This window comes from Parabacteroides sp. merdae-related_45_40, from assembly GCF_001915675.1.
Window position 1 is genome coordinate 68,904 of the sequence record NZ_MNQY01000115.1, and the last position, 18,600, is coordinate 87,503.

General features: G+C 42.1%; 17 protein-coding genes. 5 read left to right on the top strand and 12 right to left on the bottom strand.

What is annotated here, in order from left to right; all coding sequences use genetic code 11:
• Positions 1-32: 32 nt before the first annotated feature.
• From mutS to BHV83_RS14650, 12 genes are all read right to left on the bottom strand, one after another.
• Positions 33-2,618, bottom strand: coding sequence for a DNA mismatch repair protein MutS (gene mutS, locus BHV83_RS14595; RefSeq protein ID WP_154398188.1), 2,586 nt, complete (start codon positions 2,616-2,618; stop codon positions 33-35).
• A gap of 84 nt (positions 2,619-2,702) precedes the next feature.
• Complete coding sequence (gene fsa / locus BHV83_RS14600; RefSeq protein WP_005860406.1) at positions 2,703-3,359, bottom strand: fructose-6-phosphate aldolase; 657 nt, start codon at positions 3,357-3,359, stop codon at positions 2,703-2,705.
• 69 nt (positions 3,360-3,428) lie between these two features.
• Complete coding sequence (locus BHV83_RS14605; RefSeq protein WP_048926934.1) at positions 3,429-3,992, bottom strand: RNA polymerase sigma factor; 564 nt, start codon at positions 3,990-3,992, stop codon at positions 3,429-3,431.
• The gene (locus tag BHV83_RS14610) at positions 3,989-4,318 is read right to left on the bottom strand and encodes a hypothetical protein (protein ID WP_048926935.1); all 330 of its coding nucleotides are present in this window, start codon (positions 4,316-4,318) and stop codon (positions 3,989-3,991) included. Before BHV83_RS14610 ends, BHV83_RS14605 begins: the two co-directional genes overlap by 4 nt.
• A 27-nt stretch (positions 4,319-4,345) precedes the next feature.
• Positions 4,346-4,570, bottom strand: a complete 225-nt coding sequence (locus tag BHV83_RS14615; RefSeq protein ID WP_048926936.1) for an ATP-binding protein — start codon at positions 4,568-4,570, stop codon at positions 4,346-4,348.
• 98 nt (positions 4,571-4,668) lie between these two features.
• Entirely contained in the window at positions 4,669-5,820 is a 1,152-nt protein-coding gene (locus BHV83_RS14620) for a hypothetical protein (protein WP_121961241.1), read from the bottom strand.
• A 1-nt stretch (position 5,821) separates the two neighbouring features.
• Positions 5,822-7,099 (bottom strand): DNA cytosine methyltransferase, encoded by a 1,278-nt coding sequence (locus BHV83_RS14625; protein WP_005863765.1) that lies wholly within the window; start codon positions 7,097-7,099, stop codon positions 5,822-5,824.
• Positions 7,100-7,178: 79 nt separating this feature from the next.
• Positions 7,179-8,267: a TolB-like 6-bladed beta-propeller domain-containing protein gene (locus tag BHV83_RS14630; protein ID WP_005863764.1), complete on the bottom strand. Its 1,089-nt coding sequence runs from the start codon at positions 8,265-8,267 to the stop codon at positions 7,179-7,181.
• A gap of 358 nt (positions 8,268-8,625) precedes the next feature.
• Positions 8,626-9,261, bottom strand: coding sequence for an outer membrane beta-barrel protein (locus BHV83_RS14635; RefSeq protein WP_048926937.1), 636 nt, complete (start codon positions 9,259-9,261; stop codon positions 8,626-8,628).
• Between the two features lie 12 nt (positions 9,262-9,273).
• Positions 9,274-10,299 (bottom strand): DUF4848 domain-containing protein, encoded by a 1,026-nt coding sequence (locus tag BHV83_RS14640; protein ID WP_048926938.1) that lies wholly within the window; start codon positions 10,297-10,299, stop codon positions 9,274-9,276.
• 20 nt (positions 10,300-10,319) lie between these two features.
• Positions 10,320-10,682 carry a DUF3244 domain-containing protein gene (locus tag BHV83_RS14645; RefSeq protein WP_048926939.1) on the bottom strand — a complete coding sequence of 121 codons (363 nt, stop codon included), beginning with the start codon at positions 10,680-10,682 and terminating at the stop codon, positions 10,320-10,322.
• A 181-nt stretch (positions 10,683-10,863) separates the two neighbouring features.
• Positions 10,864-12,573 (bottom strand): tetratricopeptide repeat protein, encoded by a 1,710-nt coding sequence (locus tag BHV83_RS14650; RefSeq protein WP_048926940.1) that lies wholly within the window; start codon positions 12,571-12,573, stop codon positions 10,864-10,866.
• Positions 12,574-12,979: 406 nt separating this feature from the next.
• Between BHV83_RS14650 and BHV83_RS14655 the strand changes: the two genes are divergently transcribed.
• The 5 genes from BHV83_RS14655 (at position 12,980) to BHV83_RS14675 (ending at position 18,599) form a co-directional block, all read left to right on the top strand.
• Positions 12,980-13,543: an ORF6N domain-containing protein gene (locus BHV83_RS14655; RefSeq protein ID WP_286757658.1), complete on the top strand. Its 564-nt coding sequence runs from the start codon at positions 12,980-12,982 to the stop codon at positions 13,541-13,543.
• Between the two features lie 24 nt (positions 13,544-13,567).
• A complete protein-coding gene (locus BHV83_RS14660; protein ID WP_087345191.1) occupies positions 13,568-14,125 on the top strand; it encodes an ORF6N domain-containing protein in 558 nt (185 codons plus the stop codon).
• Positions 14,126-14,214: 89 nt separating this feature from the next.
• Entirely contained in the window at positions 14,215-17,055 is a 2,841-nt protein-coding gene (gene leuS, locus BHV83_RS14665; protein WP_286757659.1) for a leucine--tRNA ligase, read from the top strand.
• The gene (locus BHV83_RS14670; protein WP_005860386.1) at positions 17,052-17,930 is read left to right on the top strand and encodes a YitT family protein; all 879 of its coding nucleotides are present in this window, start codon (positions 17,052-17,054) and stop codon (positions 17,928-17,930) included. Before leuS ends, BHV83_RS14670 begins: the two co-directional genes overlap by 4 nt.
• An 87-nt stretch (positions 17,931-18,017) precedes the next feature.
• Positions 18,018-18,599, top strand: coding sequence for a non-canonical purine NTP diphosphatase (locus tag BHV83_RS14675; RefSeq protein WP_270645944.1), 582 nt, complete (start codon positions 18,018-18,020; stop codon positions 18,597-18,599).
• The last annotated feature ends 1 nt before the right edge of the window (position 18,600 follow it).

Sequence of the window (18,600 nt, forward strand, 5' to 3'; positions counted from 1 at the left end):
ATTACCAATCATCGGTAATACGATCAAGCGGATTATTTCCCCGTAATAATCCGCTTAATCTCACTCAGTTTGTTCAAGGCTTCCAAGGGGGTAAGATTATTCACGTCCAAGTTCTTGATCTCATCCCGTACTTGGCTCAACACCGGATCATCCAACTGGAAGAAACTCAGCTGATACCCCTCGGCGGCAGAGGCGATCGCTTTTACAGGCTTACCCCCGATGCCTTCCTGACGATTCTCGGACTCCAACTGCTTCAAGATCTCATTCGAACGCTTCACGATACTTTTAGGCATACCGGCCATTTTCGCCACGTGGATACCAAAGCTATGCTCGCTTCCTCCCGGTATCAACTTACGCAAGAATATCACCTTATTCCCTACTTCCTTGACCGATACGTTATAATTCTTGATCCGCTTAAAGGCACGCTCCATCTCGTTCAGCTCGTGGTAATGGGTAGCGAACAGCGTCTTCGCCTTCGCGTTAGGGTGCTCATGAATATATTCCACGATCGCCCAAGCGATCGATATGCCATCGTAGGTACTGGTACCCCGCCCTAACTCGTCGAAAAGCACCAAGCTCCGGGAAGTCATATTATTTAATATATCGGAGGCCTCATTCATCTCTACCATAAAAGTAGACTCACCCACCGAGATATTATCCGAGGCGCCTACACGGGTAAATATCTTATCCACGATACCGATATGGGCGCTCTCGGCCGGAACAAAGCAACCGATTTGCGCCATGAGCGTAATCAAGGCTGTCTGACGCAATAAGGCGGACTTACCGGCCATATTCGGACCCGTGATAATGATGATCTGTTGTTTCTCGTCATCCAGATAGACATCATTGGCGATATAAGGTTCTCCCAAGGGCAGTTGTTTCTCGATTACCGGGTGGCGACCTCCCTTTATGTCGATCTTGTCGGAATCACTCACGACCGGACGGATATACTTATTCGCCTCCGCGGCCTTAGCGAAAGATAAAAGGCAATCGATACGCCCGATCAAGTTCGCGTTCATCTGGATAGGCGGAATATACTCCGTCAAGGCCAATACCAGCTCATTGAAAAGGCGAGTCTCCAAAGCAAGGATCTTTTCTTCCGCCCCTAATATCTTCTCCTCGTATTCCTTCAACTCCTCGGTAATATAGCGCTCGGCGTTCACCAAGGTCTGTTTACGGATCCAATTCGCCGGGACTTTATCCTTATGGGTATTACGTACCTCTATATAATAGCCGAAGACGTTGTTGAAAGCGATCTTCAAGCTTGGGATACCCGTCAATTCGATCTCGCGCTGCTGTACCTTCAACAAATAATCCTTGCCGGAATAAGCGATGGCACGCAAGTCATCCAATTCCTCGTTGACCCCCTTCGCTATAATTCCTCCCTTATTGACCAACGAAGGGGGATCGTTATTAATCTCTTTCTCAATCCGGTCGCGGATCAAGGCGCAAGCGTTTAATTGCTCCCCGATCCGGCATAAGCTGGGTTCCTCACTCGCCATACATGCCTCCTTGATCGGCTCGATCGCACGAAGCGCGACCTTTAGCTGAACCACCTCACGAGGAGATACACGGCCGACAGCCACCTTGGAGATAATACGTTCCAAATCGCCGATCTGCTCCAACTGCGTATCCAGCAACTCCTTTGTCTCCGGTTCACGGAAGAAATAATCCACGACCTCTTGGCGTTCTTGGATCGGTTTTACATCCTTTAGCGGGAATAGTATCCACCGGCGAAGCATACGAGAGCCCATCGGCGAGATCGTCTTATCGATCACGTCCAACAAGCTTGTTCCCTCATCGTTCATCGTACCCACCAGTTCCAAGCTGCGTACCGTAAACTTATCCAAGCGGACGTATCGATCCTCCTCGATACGGGATAAAGCGGTGATATGGGAAATATGCGTGTGCTGGGTCTGGTCCAGATAATACAGAATCGCCCCGGAAGCGATAATACCTAATTTCAGATGTTGTACGCCAAAACCCTTCAGGTTCTTCGTCTCGAAATGCTTCAACAGGCGATCCTCGGCAGCCGAGGTCGTAAAGATCCAGTCATCCAGCTCAAAGATAAAGAAACGAGGACCGAAAGCCTCCTCGAAACGTTTCTTGTTTCCTCGTTCGATCAAGACTTCCTTCGGGGAAAAGTTATTGAGTAATTTGTCGATATAGTCTATAGAACCCTCCGCCGTCATAAACTCGCCGGTAGAGATATCCAAGAAAGAGATACCACATACCTCCTTGGCGAAATGGATAGAGGCCAAGAAATTATTCTCTTTATGATTCAGTATATTATCATTGATGGAAACACCGGGAGTCACCAATTCCGTAATACCCCGCTTCACCAGTTTCTTCGTCAACTTAGGGTCTTCCAGCTGGTCGCAAATAGCCACACGCTTTCCGGCCCGCACCAACTTCGGCAGATAAGAATCCAAGGCATGATGTGGAAATCCCGCCATCTCGACATGCTGCGCCACGCCATTCGCACGTTTGGTCTGTACGATACCCAGTATTTCCGCGCCAATCACGGCGTCCTCGCCATACATCTCGTAAAAGTCTCCAACCCGGAATAAAAGGATAGCGTCCGGATGTTTCGCTTTTATATCGAAATACTGCTTCATCAAAGGGGTTTCCACAACTTTTGCCACGATAGTAATCTTTTAAATGCGTTTACAATTTATCCGCACAAAGGTACTATTTTTTTTCTATCCGTTTACTTTCTTATAATCCGCTAGAAAAGTAGCCAGCCCACTATCCGTTAACGGGTGTTTCAATAAGCCTTTAATGGCGGACAAAGGACAAGTAGCCACATCCGCCCCGGCCTCCACGCATTGGATGATATGCTGGGTGCTACGGATAGAAGCCGCCAATACTTGGGTATCATAATCGTAATAATCATACATTTCCACGATCTTACGTACCAGCTCTATCCCGTCGCTGGCGATATCATCCAAACGCCCGACGAACGGCGATACATACGTAGCCCCGGCCTTAGCCGCCAATAACGCCTGACCGACAGAGAAAACCAGCGTACAATTCGTACGGATGCCTTTTCTGGTGAAATATTTTATCGCTTTAATCCCCGCTTCGATACAAGGTACTTTAACGACTATATTAGGATGTAAAGCTGCCAACTCCTCCCCTTCTTTTATCATGCCCTCTAAGTCGGTAGCGATTACCTCGGCGCTTACATCCCCGCCCACGATCTCGCAAATTTCCAAATAGTGTTTCCGTTGATTTTCCACCCCCCGGATTCCCTCTTTCGCCATTAAGGACGGATTAGTCGTCACGCCATCCAATACTCCCAATTCATTCGCTTCCCGGATTTGATCCAGATTCGCCGTGTCAATAAAAAACTTCATAGCTTTACACTTTAATGTTACGTATTTATATAACCCTTCTGATTCGCTATTAGTTCTAAATCAACCGCCTCAATCGCCTACTAATTCGATATACAAGTCGTTAAGCCATTTGCGGAGATGTAAGACGGCGTATCTTTTCCGGGACAGAAGCGTATTCACCGGAACATCCGTCGCCTCGGAGATCTCCTTAAAAGAAAAGCCTTCCAGCTCGGTCAACTCAAAAACCGTACGCTGCTCATCCGGCAACTCCGCTAAAGCGTTCTCTAACTCCTCCCATACCAAGGAACGGATAAAATCCATCTCAGGGGACTGATCCTCATCCATCAGCCACTCAGAAATCTCATTCATAAACCTTCCTTCCGAATCTTCCCCTTGCTTATAGGGCATTGGCTCCTCCGTATGCTTCCTGCTACGATCTATGATCTGGTTCCTCGCCACGGAATAAAGCCAAGCAGATACTTGCCCTATCACGGTACCCTCCGAGTCTGTTTTCAACAGTTGGTAAAAAACATTTTGTAAGATATCCTCGCAATCCTCTTTGGAGGGGACTCGTTTAGAGATAAAACTCTTTAGCTGAGATTGGTATTTCCTGAATATATCCGATATAGGTATATTTTCAGTCTGCCGTGTCATTCTTTCTCCTCATTAAAGCCATTCATCCATCTACGAATAAAGGCTTTTTTCTCCTCCAGAGATACATGTCCCATCCGCTCATGAAAACGCCTATGCTCTTTCCGCCAATTCACATTCCGGTTACCCATGAAACCGAAGTGATGCCAAGGTCCCCCAAACAATAGGCGTGTCAATACCATCAAGCCTGCCGCCTGCCAGTAATTGATAGTCGTCCAGCCCGTGATAGACGGGATCAAGGCATTCCACAACAACATAACCACTGCTACGATCGCCGCGAAGACAGCGATAAATATAACGACGTGCGTTATTTTTCTCCATGCGTTCATATTACTTATCTGATTTTTTATTCGTTTTTACTTTGTGGTCACTAACTCAATCGCCTTAGCAGGACATATATGGACACATTTCCCGCATCCTACGCAGTTTTCCAGATATTCCACGGAAGCCAGCAGGCAGTGTCCGTTATCGATCATCTTCAACACATCGCGCCTACATCTATCAACGCAACTTCCACATCCTGTACAATCATATGAGGCTATCTCCAAAGAGAGTACCTCCTTCTTTTTATGCCAAAACATCTTTTCTTCTCTTTTAATTATTAAACTTCATTCTCGAGTCAGACATGTCCTTCTATTTAGGGAGACGATCGAGAAGAAAAGATATTTTATGAGAATACTTATTTTACAGACAAAGTATATTTCCTATCGATCCATTCGGCCAATGAAATACCGCCCAATTCTTCGATAGTCTCTTTCCTTTTATAAGGTTTTAGTTGATGAATACGTTTCCAAATATCATTAAGCCAGACCTCATATCGGTTAGGCAACATAAGTTCTGGACGGAATTCCGATATATCTAAGTCTAAATCATCACTATAAAGAAGATAGTTCTTTATTAAAGTCGCAGATTCTAACAACTCACCAACCACATGCGGTAAAGGAAAAGGCAGAAGTTCATCATTCAGTTTCAATTGTTGGCCCCCAGCGGAAAAAGTGTCCCGCATATGAAAATTAACAACAGACCGGCGCGTACATAACCATAAGGCAGCATTCTCATAATTCCCACTCACTACTTCCGGGAATAAAATAAATATCTCCGCTTTTAGTCTCTTATTCCTTTCCGGATCCGCATATTCTCCATTATCCACCCACAGGCTTATATTCATATCCGTATGCTCCTCCAAACTTTCCTCAGCGGAAGTGCCCAACCACCAAGGCATAGCTTTCTTTTTGGCTTTAATGGCTTTTTCCCTATAATATTTTCGAACGATCTCTATAGAATCCGAAGCATTCCTTAATTGATCATAAGCAACTCCCATCTTACTAAAAATAGTCTGCTCTTTCGTTAATTCCATATTAATCAAATAACGGGGAGAATGGGTAACAGCTATATCGGAGAGACAATCCTCATAAGGACGGCACTTAAACTCCGCCGTCTTACCTCCCAGTTTGCCGAAGAGCATATAGATATTTTCTACATTCTTATCACGTGTAGACTCCACGATGCTACTTCCCGTAGATGTCCAATGGTTCTCTTTTGTAGATTTTACCTCAACCCCATAATATTTCTCCGCGATAATATCTGGAAAATATTGGGCGGAAACCAAGCGTATCTCCTCCGCACGGAAAGGAGTTCTACCGCAAAGTTCTTTCATCACGTTCACTACTACATTTTCCAGTTCCTTACTCTTACAATCGCAATACGTACCCGGAATAGCAGCTGCTTTTTCATTCAAGTATGATTCCAGCATAAACATAAAATCCGCAAAAGCCTCATCCGCTTTTTGAAGATTTCTATTACGCACAGTAATAATATTCTCCTCTTCCATATTATCTCTTTTTAAAATACAACGGCCATAAAGTCTGTATGCGATTCGCTATATGATACGCTAATACCGGAGGAACCGCATTACCGATTACTTTATAAGCGCCTGAGGCACTTAACTCAAAACGTGTACTGTTCTTTTTATGGGAGACAAACGTATAATCCGGCGGAAACGTCTGTATCAAAGCACATTCTCGAGGAGTTAAGCGACGTTCTTGTAAACCGGCGTCTAATTCTTCCGTAATAACGCCCCCATGCTCCCGGGATAAACGACGGTATTCTATATTTCCATGATGCTCGGAACGAATCGTCGGGCCAATATTATCCAGCGCGATCTCCTTTTGACCTTGACAATGAGCTCCCATATATTTCGCCTGTGAATAATACCGCTGGGATGGATCTTCTGTCCTATCCGGTTCCTCCAATCCTACAAATACATCCCGACAAACCACCGGTGGCAATAGTTTCTTATCTTCCACGGTGCAAGCATGTGTCGGACTCGGATAAGGATCGTAAGCTTTGGGTATCTTCTCCTCTTGAAGCGCTCTTAAAGCCTTAACCTTTAACGCAGACTTACGTATCCCGATAAAAATCACACGCTCTCTAGACTCCGGAACCCCATAATTGCCCGCATGTAAAACTTGAGGATCTAAAACAATATATCCATCCCCAGCCGCATGGGCGAAGTCTCTCTGAATAATACTTTTCACGTCTCCCAGATTCACTAGTCCCTTCACGTTCTCCGCGATAAATATCTTGGGTCTCGTAATATCGATCACCTGCTTCATCCAATAGTAAAGTTTACCCCTCGTCTCTTCCGAGGCCTCATCGTCCTCACGCAATTTCCCGGTATGATCCTTATTCGACTCAAACCCTAAACGTTTACCGGAGACACTGAAATCCTGGCAAGGAAAACCTCCCGTGACGACATCTATATTTTTAGGGAAGACTTTTTTCCCCGCTCGATGCTCTTTCACCAAGTCTACGATACTCTTTGTATTATAAACGTTTTTATCATATCCGAATCGATCCATATATTGAAGCCAAGCGGTTTGTGCCTCTTTCAATATATCATTCGCAAAGACCGTTCGAAAACGATTCTTCTGTAAACGAACCCAGTGTTCATCGATAACCTCTTGAACCCACGTATTTTGAGGAGATATAGACTTACGATGACATATAAAATCCCCCTCGAATCCTAAATCCATGCCCCCACATCCGGAGAACAGGGACAAGACCCGTAAGCTATCCAACGATTCAATATCCTTTCCACCTCTTTTCATTTCCGATCCTTGCTATATACTATTTTTTATCAAAAGAATCGCAAATCTACAAAAATCACGGGAAAAGCACTAGAATTTATTAGTCTTTGCTCAAAACAATCTTATGCAGGAAATTGTCCTCATAATAATCTACCATATAGATTATCGAATTATCTTCTGTCGCACATCCAGTGTATAGGCCTCTTCCTTTGGGTAACGAATAACGAGCTACCGGATTCCCATCCCAATCAAATTGCTCCAGATACAAGGGATTCGTTTCATCCGTATCTTTCTTTGATTCCCGGTAAACGGCATAGACATACTTGTCACTCGCGAAACAACTGTAATAATAGAGAGGATTATCCGGCGAAGAGGTAGTTTGTAAGGTTTTATCTCCAAATCGGCACATCTTCACATGGTTACCATCAAAGTCAAAGAAAACGATCCGGTCATGAAAGGTAAACGCAAATGCTTCTCGTTTTCTTGAAAAGCTATGCGCCAAATTTCCGATATAGAAAAACCAACCTGCTCCTTCAGCGAACAGGAAAGGTACGGTTCCCTTCACTATAGTATCATTCAAGCTTACCAATCCTATTCCCATTCCATCATTTGAACCTAGACTAACCTGCATCTTGCCATCTCCCATATATAAAGGCTTATCAGGGACTATCTTATTTTCAGGGATTTCAGCCAATTGATCATACTCCTCTAGTTTAAGGGTAGTGGACAAGCTAAAGATCCGATTATTACGTATGTTCCAGACGTAGCAAAGCTTATCGGTCTCTTCCGTGGGTATCATGCGTATATCATTGAACTCATCCGGTCCCTCGCCAAAAGGGGCTAATTGAGCAACCGTTTTATAATCGGGCAAAGAGAGTACATGCAAAAGATAGGCTCCCTCCCGCCACTCAAGGTGTTTAACGATGAGGTAGTTGCCTTTAGCCAATATATTCACTTCCCGAAGCTCGATCTCCAAGTCAATCGGTATCCGCTCAATAGAACGGATCTCCCCTTTCGGGAAATCAGATTTCTCTAGCTGAATGATATTCGACTTCGGTATTTCCGGATACTCCACTCCACCAAGTTGAACTAAATTAACAACTTGAGAATTATTTGATTTCTCATGTCCACATCCTGCCAATAGCAGAATAATTACGGCAATAGCACTAAAAAAGGCAACAATACGCATATCCCTAACTATTATAATATTCTACTTTCAATCCTATTCCCCCGGTTCAAGGCCCGTGACTTACCAAATTATTCCAGAGTCAATACCTAAAGCTTTCATTTTTTTTGGCATTAGCCTTATATTGAATAGTTTGTCAAAGATAGTTCTTAATCACGAAAGAGACAATATCGCAAACAAAAAATGCAAAAAGGCCTCAATAATTATTCAAAATTTATACATCATATACAAGCAAAAGCCATGCATAGAATTATCTCTCTACACATGGCTCTTTTTCACGTACTCTTTTCTTATAGGCAGTTATTCATCTTTGTTTTGGTTCTAAATAAAACATTATGTGTTTCTATATTTTATTATTCCATCATTTCAAAACAAAAGGAACATATACAGAGAGCATCAAATCCGAAAGATGTCCACGACGGCCATTAGCCGGTCCGTTATTGAAATGCTTCAAGGTATTGAAACAGCCATATTGATAAGAAAGGCCGAACTCACAATGCTTGCTTAAACGATATCCCACCTTCGCCATCACGGACAGATCAAACACGGCTTGTGGTTGTACATAAAGCGTAGGAGCGATACCGGCACCCAAATGGAATTTCTTGGCAAAACGCCAATTCCAACTAGCGGCTACGGAGATAGGCATGACAAATTCATCAATCGTCTCAGTACCACCTTTGAATATATGTGAACCACCTTCCATACCTTCGTAAGAAAGATAACGAGAAGACTTGACAGTTTCCATTTTTTGGAATCCCATCGTCATATCCAAGTCATAGAAGAATTTCTGTTCCGGAAGGAATCGGAAGCGATAACCGATCATACTATTCAATTTATAATCGTTCCGATAATCCAAATTCGATTTATCCCCCCAAGTAGTCTCCTTCCAACCGTCCTGCAAAGGGAATCCAACACCAGCACCTACTAATAACCCATGCTCTACTTGAGCGAAAGCTGAAGTTGTTATTAACAATAATAAAAATAAAACTTTTTTCATCGTATTAAATATTTATCCTTCTCTCAGTAGTATTGACGAATAACCCTTAAATGGAATGTCATCGGCTTGAATTTCCAAAGTTCCATTAAGTATCCAAAGAGGTGAATAGGCATTTTTACCACAAATACCTAAATCAATTGTATTTTTACCATAAGCTGCATATTTTAGTTTAAGTGGTTGATCATTACAACTCAAAAATTGCCCATTGTTAGGATTTGTAACACCAAAACCTACACCAGATCCTTTCACTCTATAATCTAAATACACATCTGCATGGTGTTTTTTCCACATCACCTTTTTTTTCTGACTAAGTATTTCACAACTTACTACCCGATATTCTTGATTAGATATCATCCGAGAACCTGTAAATTTAGGAATTGCTCTTGCTTTTACATAATCACCACCAGGTATTTGATATTTAATTTCAGCACAATTCATATCAGATTCAGTTGTGGCTCCATTACTACCATACAATGATATTCCTAATCCAAAATATTCCTCTAAAGATTCATATACAGCAGTATATACAACACTATCTCCAATTAAAAACAATCCTTGCCTATTTACAAAAGGACTATACGTGGAACCTTTTAATTTATAATGCGCAATAAAATCTGTAGAATCATAAGGTTCAAACATGAAAACATCATCATATTTTTGTTTGAATTCTTTAATTTGATGAGCAGGCCAAGGTTGGCTAAGATCTTTCTCATAATTGTCTACAATAAGCTCCTGTTCTTGATCTGCTTCTTGCATAAGTTGCCATTGACTTACGAAACCAGCTCCCGAGAAAATATTATTTATCTCTTCTTCTGACATATCATTCATCTCCCAAAGCATCGCATTAAATACGGAATCATTCTTGAACTGAATACATTTATCTCCCGCATAATCTACAATTTGGAAATCTGCTTCACCAACAAAAGCCTTCGTTTGTAATCCTGTCGTTTCAGCAACCTTAATCAACTCCGCATCATTACTACATGACATCATTAATAAAGTACATGCAGATGCTAAAAGCACTGTCTTTTTGTCCATACATCTAAAATTTAAATTATTTATAAATTAAAAAGACCTTCTGCGTAGTTTTCTGAATCTGATATATAAAGTCCATAAGATCCAGAAGTACATTCATCTAATGAGATAATACTAGAAGAAACATCTTGTGTATCCACTATCTCCTCATAAACGATATTTCCATTCGCATCCGCAACAGATACTCGTACCTCTCCTACATATTCCAAAAACTCCAAGGATAAAACTTTTGAGGTTTCATCTATGTCTGCTTTTATAGGTACATCCAAATTTACAGATCGCTGTTTTTTCTTAAGATGACCATGTAAAGGCACATGACCTGCAAAAGATGGAATACAAATTGAAAAAATAAACAACACTGCTAGTAGCCATTTTACATTTTTCATAATCTCTCTTTTTTGTTATGTTTCGGTTGCAAATCTAGAGATTATATATGATCTAAAGGGGTTAAATTATGTAATCCACATAGACAAAGAAAAAAACGTAAACACTTGACAATCAAATACTATAAAAACAAATACATAGACAAACAATCGTAGAGCCCCTTAAATGAAGGTTTATTACATACTAAATATTAACAAGAGATTCATACAATCCTTGTTTACCTTCCCAATTTAATTTCTTTCGTACTCGCAAACGTGTACGATCGACGGAAGTAGGAATAATATTTAAAAGGATAGATATAGCTGTTGAATCAAGTTTAAATAATGTAAGGAAACAAAGATGCATCTCCGATGGTGACAAGCCTGCATCCTTCAGTACCTTTATAACACTAGGGTAAACTTCCATCATCAAAACTTCAATATCAATCCACATTTTTTCGGAAACGGGTGCTTCAGAATGATTAGGCTGCACAGTTTGAGATATTTTCTTTATTTTTTTAGCTAAATTACTATTGAGAATTTTAGATTCTCTTAATTCGAATAATCGAGATCTCAAGCTATCTACCTCTTTCTTTACATTTTCATATTCCACTTGCATTTTCACCGAAGAATGCTGAGTATTTTGCAATTGGATTAGTTCATCACTCTTTCTCCGAAGTTCTGCATATAATTGATATATGCTTTGATTCAAAGTATTAATTTTTTCTTGTTGTTTTAAAAGTGAACGATTCTTTCTTCTTATCGTAGCTAAATAGACAATAATGAGTAAAGCACATAAAAATAACAATATCAATATAAAAGTATAATTCCTTTGCCCCTTTAATAGTAATCTTATATTTTCATTATGCAATTTCAAATGTTCATATTTTTGTTCTGTATCATATATATCGACAGATTTACTTATATTCATAAGGGAATCCTCTGCTGCTACATATTCTTCATAAAAAGACAAAGCTCTTTTATAATCATCTCTTTCTTTATTTATTTTATAATAATGATAAGCAATAGTAGCCGGTACAAAATCATTATCTATGGATACACTATTAGCCTTTTGAAGATAATTTTCCGCTTGTTCTAAATTTCCACGCTTTTGCTCAAGATCTGATAAGGTCAAATAATCCGAAGCAGTATCACTCGAATCCTCTTTTATGCTCTTCAATAAATATTTTTCAGCTAAATCATATTTTTCCAAAACATTAAATATATTACCTAGACCATTGTATACATAATTTCTAACCTCATCTACTCTCAAGGAATCTATTATCACTTCTGCTCGCTTCAATATAGTTAAAGCTAAATAATTAGAATCAACATCCATATAACTCCTTCCCTCATTCACAAACGAACGCACATAGCTTTTCATATTACCGGCCAATCGAAAATACCGTCCGCTCTCCTTATATTTTTTTGCAGCTAACACATAACGATCATCCAGTTCATACAAATCCCCCATATAACTACAAATATACCCGGCACGATTATAGTTCTTAATCGCCAACGCAACCTCCAGCGCATCGGAGTAAGCCCTCATTGCCTTCTCGTACTCCTTATCCTCCACATACGAACGCCCCAGATAAAGGCCGATCTCAGCCTCCTCTTCCCGCATCTTTTTCTTTTGATAGTATTTCAAGGCGATCTCAAGCTGGTTCGTATAAGGCATCTCGTCCTCTATTTTATCGGCGGCACGTGCGTATAACATACACCAACGGGCTATCAGACGGGGACTCATCTCTTCCGGGAGCGGAATGGAATCCAATGTAGTGATTACGCTATCCGGATAGGCATCAAACAGGCGTTCCGCCTGATTGATCAAACGGATTTCCTCAGATTCATTTTGGCATCCTACCACAAGGAAAGTCAAGGAAGTTAATAGTATATATATAAATGACTTCATCCTTTATTATAGATAAGCAAAATTAAATATTTTTAATTCATAAACAAACGATAGAACAACAAAATAACAAATACAAGAAGAAAAAACACACAATAAGTCCATGCAAAGGTATCAAGTTATATATACATGAATATCAGTGATATAAAAACATCATCATGTTTTCCGGAAAACACGTACATGTTTTTCCAAAAAGTCGTACGTGTTTTTCATAAATCACGTACGTGTTTTTCCCGGAAATCTTATAAGGAAAATAAGAACACATAAAAAATAGACAATAAGCCGGATCAGCAATAATTCATTGTACAACTTACAAATGCAACCAATCATAAATATCCAACTAGCTTATTGCTTATCTCAATTATTTTACAAACCTTTGCGACCATAATATTAAACTAAAATCTTTACTATGGAATTACAAACGATACAAAACAAGATTTATGAGATCAGAGGGCTAAAAGTCATGCTGGATTTTGATCTGGCGGAAATGTATGGAACGGAAACCGCCCAACTGAAACGTGCGGTCAGACGTAATATAGAACGCTTTGAAGGAGATGATTTCATGTTTGAGTTAACCAAGGAGGAACTTTCAAGATGCCAATTTGGTATCTTGAACAAAGGAAGAGGTAGTAATTTCAAATATAAGCCTTTTGCTTTCACGGAATTAGGGGTGGCTATGCTTAGTAGTGTGCTAAATTCTAAAACTGCCATAGAAATCAACAGAAACATTATGAGAGCCTTTGTCGCTATCCGGAATTATACCTTACAAACTATCACTAGTTCCATCGAAATTAAAGAACTACAAGAACGTATCAAATCTCTTGAAATGGCTAATGAGGAAACCCTTTGCGCTATCAATGATCTCAGTGAAGACACCCAAAAGTCCTTGGATGATATTTACATAGCTCTTTCCGAACTGGCTACAAAGAAAAAGAACAATGCTAAAAAGCCTAAAATTGGTTATATAAAATAAAGTAAACTAATAAGTTCTTATACTATGGAATTACAAGCGATACAAAACAAGATTTATGAGATCAGAGGGCAAAAAGTCATGCTGGATTTTGATCTGGCGGAAATGTATGGAACGGAAACCGCCCAATTGAAACGTGCGGTCAGACGAAACATAGAACGCTTTCCTGATGATTTTATGTTCACATTAACAATTCAAGAATTTAACAACTTGAAAAACAATATGGTATGCCAAATTGGCATCTCAAAGAAAGGAGGTAACCAATATGCTCCATTCGCTTTCACGGAGCAAGGTATAGCAATGCTTTCTTCTGTACTCAGATCCGATACAGCCATTAAAGTCAATATCTCTATCATGCGTGCTTTCGTCGGTATACGACAAATAATAAGTTCTTCCTCCCCTTTGCTTGAACTCCAACAAGAAGTAAAGGAACTCAAAGCGTATATCGAAGAAGCATTTGCCGATTACAACGACATCAACGAAGATACCCGTACGCAACTTGAGCTAATCAATCTGTCACTCGCTGAGTTACAAGCGAGAAGAACCAAGAATCAATCTCGCCCCCGGATTGGTTACGTGAAATAAACAGTTCATGTAAATAACTCATATAAAATAAATAAATTCACTAACTTTGTGGCCTTAAATAGAAAACGATACAAAAACGATAAACGATCATGGAGTACAATTTCAGAGAGATTGAGAAGAAGTGGCACGACTACTGGATTGCCGAAAAGGTTTATAAAGTCGAAAAGGACACGAATAAGCCTAAATACTATGTATTGGACATGTTCCCCTATCCTTCCGGTGCGGGATTACACGTTGGCCACCCGCTCGGTTATATAGCTTCTGATATTTATTCGCGTTTCAAACGTTTGCAAGGTTTTAACGTATTGCACCCGATGGGTTACGACGCTTACGGATTGCCTGCGGAGCAATACGCCATCCAGACCGGACAACATCCGGAGATCACGACAAAGAATAATATAGCCCGTTATCGGGAGCAATTGGAAAAGATCGGTTTCTGCTACGATTGGAGCCGTGAGATCCGTACCTGTGATCCCGAATATTACAAATGGACGCAATGGGCCTTCATCCGGATGTTCAACAGCTACTACTGCAACGACGAGAAGCAAGCCCGCCCGATCAGCGAGTTGATACAGGCTTTCGAGACCAGTGGAACGGAAGGTCTGAACGTAGCTTGCGGAGAGGAACTTAGTTTCACCGCCGAGGAATGGAAAGCCAAGAGCGATAAAGAAAAACAAGATATATTACTCAACTACCGGATCGCTTATCGTGGAGAGACCATGGTGAACTGGTGTGCCGCCTTGGGTACCGTATTAGCGAATGATGAGGTCGTGAACGGTGTCTCCGAGCGTGGAGGCTATCCGGTGGAACAAAAGATCATGCGCCAATGGTGCTTACGTGTATCCGCTTACGCGCAACGCCTGTTGGACGGATTGGATACGATCGACTGGACGGATTCCTTGAAAGAGACCCAAAAGAACTGGATCGGACGCAGCGAAGGTGCCGAGGTTCGCTTCAAGGTAAAAGACAGCGACAGGGAATTCACGATCTTTACGACCCGTGCCGATACGATGTTTGGTGTTACCTTCATGGTATTAGCTCCGGAAAGCGAATTGGTTCAACAATTAACTACGGCAGACCAAAAAGCGGAAGTAGACGCTTACCTAGATCGTACCAAGAAACGTACCGAGCGCGAGCGCATCGCCGACCGTCAGGTAACCGGTGTATTCAGTGGTTCCTATGCTATTAACCCGTTTACGGGCGAGGCGGTTCCCATCTGGATCAGCGACTATGTATTGGCCGGCTACGGTACGGGAGCGATCATGGCGGTTCCGGCGCACGATAGCCGCGACTACGCTTTCGCGAAGCATTTCGGACTGGAAATCCGCCCCTTGGTGGAAGGTTGCGACGTAAGCGAGGAAAGTTTCGATGCCAAGGAAGGTATCGTATGCAATTCTCCGAGAGCCGGCGTTACTCCTTATTGCGATCTTTCCTTGAACGGACTGACGATCAAGGAAGCGATAGCCGCTACCAAGAAATACGTAAAAGATCACGATCTGGGACGTGTGAAGATAAACTACCGCTTGCGCGACGCTATTTTCAGCCGCCAGCGTTATTGGGGCGAACCGTTCCCGGTATATTACGACGCCGATGGCATGCCTCAGATGTTGCCGGAAGAATGTCTGCCCCTGTTGCTGCCGGAAGTAGATAAATTCTTGCCTACCGAGACGGGCGAGCCTCCATTAGGACACGCCGTTAAATGGGCTTGGGACACGGTAAACCAAAAAGTCACCGAGGTATCGAAGATCGATAACCAGACGATCTTCCCGCTAGAGCTTTGTACGATGCCGGGCTTCGCCGGTTCTTCCGCTTATTATTTGCGCTATATGGACCCGCGTAATGATAAAGCCTTGGTAGCTAAAGACGTGGATGAATATTGGAGAAACGTGGATTTATATATCGGTGGTACGGAACACGCTACCGGCCACTTGATCTACAGCCGTTTCTGGAATAAGTTCTTGTTCGACTTGGGTATCGTTTGCGAGGAAGAGCCGTTCAAGAAATTGATCAACCAAGGTATGATCCAAGGACGCTCGAACTTCGTGTACCGCATCAACGGAACCAATAAATTCGTTTCCTTGAACTTGAAAGACCAATACGAGGTCACCCCTATCCATGTAGACGTAAATATCGTATCTAACGATCTGTTGGATATAGAGGCTTTCAAGAACTGGCGTCCGGAATACAACGACGCGGAGTTCGTATTGGAAGATGGTAAATATATCTGCGGATGGGCAGTCGAGAAGATGTCCAAATCCATGTTCAACGTAGTGAACCCGGATATGATCGTTGAGAAATATGGTGCCGATACCCTACGTTTGTACGAGATGTTTCTAGGCCCGCTGGAGCAATCCAAGCCTTGGGATACGAACGGTATCGACGGCGTACACCGTTTCTTAAAGAAGCTTTGGGGCTTGTTCTTCGGCAATACGGATACCCTGCAAGTTACCGATGCCGAGCCTACGGCCGACGAATTGAAATCCTTGCATAAGCTGATCAAGAAAGTAACGTTCGACATCGAGCATTTCTCATACAACACGTCCATTAGCGCTTTCATGATTTGCGTGAACGAGTTAACGAGCTTAAAATGCAGCAAGCGCGCCATCTTGGAGCCGCTGATCATCTTATTGGCTCCGTTCGCTCCCCACATCACGGAAGAGCTATGGCATCAATTAGGACATGATACGACCATCTGCGATGCCCAGTGGCCGGAACATAACGAAGAGTATCTGGTAGAAAAATCAGTTACCTACGTCATCTCATTCAATGGTAAAGCCCGTTTCAACCTCGAACTTCCGGCAGATATCTCCCGTGAAGACGCTGAGAAGGCGGCCTTGAGCCATGAGAACTCAGCGAAGTGGATGGAAGGCAAGGCCGTTAAGAAGGTTATTGTCGTTCCCGGCAAAATCGTTAATATCGTAGTGGGATGAACTTAAAACTCACAAAAATCTATTTTTCCGTACAGGATTATCTAATGATCCTGTTCGGAACTCTATTATACGGATTCGGATTCAACGCCTTTATCCTTTCCAACGAGATCGTGACAGGTGGGGTAAGTGGTATCTGCGCGTTGATCTTCTTTGCCTCCAATGGATTGATTCCGGTATCCGTATCTTATTTTGTCATCAACGTAGCCTTGTTGGTGGTAGCTTTAAAGATCCTTGGTCTAAAATTCTTGATAAAAACTATTTTCGGAGTTTTCTCACTCTCGGCTTCTCTCTCTCTCTTCGAGTGGCTGCTGAAAGGACAACCTATACTGCACGACCAGCCGTTTATGGCTATCATAATCGGAGCGTTTATGTGTGGTGCCGGATTAGGATTGGTATTCTCGGCGAACGGTAGTACCGGAGGTACGGATATTATCGGTGCGGTAATCAATAAATATAAGAATATATCGATCGGACGTATCCTTCTGTTTTGCGATTTCTTCATCATCAGTTCCTCTTTCTTCCTGTTCCATAACGTGGACAAGATCGTTTTCGGTTTCGTGGAGATGGTCATAAGCAATTACGTTCTCGACATGGTATTGAACGGTAACCGCCAATCCGTACAATTCCTCATCTTCTCCCAGAAGTACGACGAGATAGCGGATCGCATCATCCATGACTTAGGCCGTGGCTGCACGATACTGGACGGCGAGGGCGGTTATTCCCGCAAACCCGTCAAGGTAGTCGTACTACTCGCCAAGAAATCCGAATCCGTCTCCATCTTCCGGATCGTGAAACGGATAGACCACCAAGCGTTCATCTCCCAAAGCATTGTCCGAGGGGTATATGGTGAGGGGTTCGATCAGATAAAGACTTAAAAAAGAATATACAAACAATTTAAAGCATTTCCATACGTTATATATCTACCGTATAGAAATGCTTTCTTATTTAATAGATTACGAAATATGAAACTTGTATTCGCGACAAATAATCAACACAAACTGGACGAGGTCCGCAAGATAACCGCCGGATACGCGGAAATCATAAGTTTATCCGATATCGATTGCCATGACGATATCCCCGAGACGGCAGATACCTTAGAGGGAAATGCTTTGCTAAAAGCCCGCTATATCAAGGAGAAATTCGGATATGATTGTTTCGCTGACGACACGGGATTAGAAGTCGAGGTATTGAATAATGCTCCGGGAGTCTATTCGGCTCGTTACGCAGGAACAGAGCACGACTCGGAAGCTAATATGAACAAGCTGTTGTCCGAAATGAATCATAAAGAAAACAGAAAAGCACGTTTCCGCACGGTCATAGCTCTAATCCTTGACGGAAAAGAATATACCTTCGATGGTATCGTGAATGGCTCTATCACTACCGAAAAATGCGGAGATAGCGGATTTGGATACGATCCTATATTCATGCCTGATACCTATACACAAACTTTCGCCGAGATGGGTAACGATACAAAAAACCAGATCAGCCATCGTGCGAAAGCCGTCATGAAGTTAACATCATTTTTATCTGATTACAATTGTTAAT

Coding starts and splice junctions, on each gene's coding strand:
- mutS (WP_154398188.1), bottom strand. CDS start 2,618: ATGAAGCAGTATTTCGATATAAAAGCGAAACATCCGGACGCTATCCTT.
- fsa (WP_005860406.1), bottom strand. CDS start 3,359: ATGAAGTTTTTTATTGACACGGCGAATCTGGATCAAATCCGGGAAGCG.
- BHV83_RS14605 (WP_048926934.1), bottom strand. CDS start 3,992: ATGACACGGCAGACTGAAAATATACCTATATCGGATATATTCAGGAAA.
- BHV83_RS14610 (WP_048926935.1), bottom strand. CDS start 4,318: ATGAACGCATGGAGAAAAATAACGCACGTCGTTATATTTATCGCTGTC.
- BHV83_RS14615 (WP_048926936.1), bottom strand. CDS start 4,570: ATGTTTTGGCATAAAAAGAAGGAGGTACTCTCTTTGGAGATAGCCTCA.
- BHV83_RS14620 (WP_121961241.1), bottom strand. CDS start 5,820: ATGGAAGAGGAGAATATTATTACTGTGCGTAATAGAAATCTTCAAAAA.
- BHV83_RS14625 (WP_005863765.1), bottom strand. CDS start 7,099: ATGAAAAGAGGTGGAAAGGATATTGAATCGTTGGATAGCTTACGGGTC.
- BHV83_RS14630 (WP_005863764.1), bottom strand. CDS start 8,267: ATGCGTATTGTTGCCTTTTTTAGTGCTATTGCCGTAATTATTCTGCTA.
- BHV83_RS14635 (WP_048926937.1), bottom strand. CDS start 9,261: ATGAAAAAAGTTTTATTTTTATTATTGTTAATAACAACTTCAGCTTTC.
- BHV83_RS14640 (WP_048926938.1), bottom strand. CDS start 10,299: ATGGACAAAAAGACAGTGCTTTTAGCATCTGCATGTACTTTATTAATG.
- BHV83_RS14645 (WP_048926939.1), bottom strand. CDS start 10,682: ATGAAAAATGTAAAATGGCTACTAGCAGTGTTGTTTATTTTTTCAATT.
- BHV83_RS14650 (WP_048926940.1), bottom strand. CDS start 12,573: ATGAAGTCATTTATATATATACTATTAACTTCCTTGACTTTCCTTGTG.
- BHV83_RS14655 (WP_286757658.1), top strand. CDS start 12,980: ATGGAATTACAAACGATACAAAACAAGATTTATGAGATCAGAGGGCTA.
- BHV83_RS14660 (WP_087345191.1), top strand. CDS start 13,568: ATGGAATTACAAGCGATACAAAACAAGATTTATGAGATCAGAGGGCAA.
- leuS (WP_286757659.1), top strand. CDS start 14,215: ATGGAGTACAATTTCAGAGAGATTGAGAAGAAGTGGCACGACTACTGG.
- BHV83_RS14670 (WP_005860386.1), top strand. CDS start 17,052: ATGAACTTAAAACTCACAAAAATCTATTTTTCCGTACAGGATTATCTA.
- BHV83_RS14675 (WP_270645944.1), top strand. CDS start 18,018: ATGAAACTTGTATTCGCGACAAATAATCAACACAAACTGGACGAGGTC.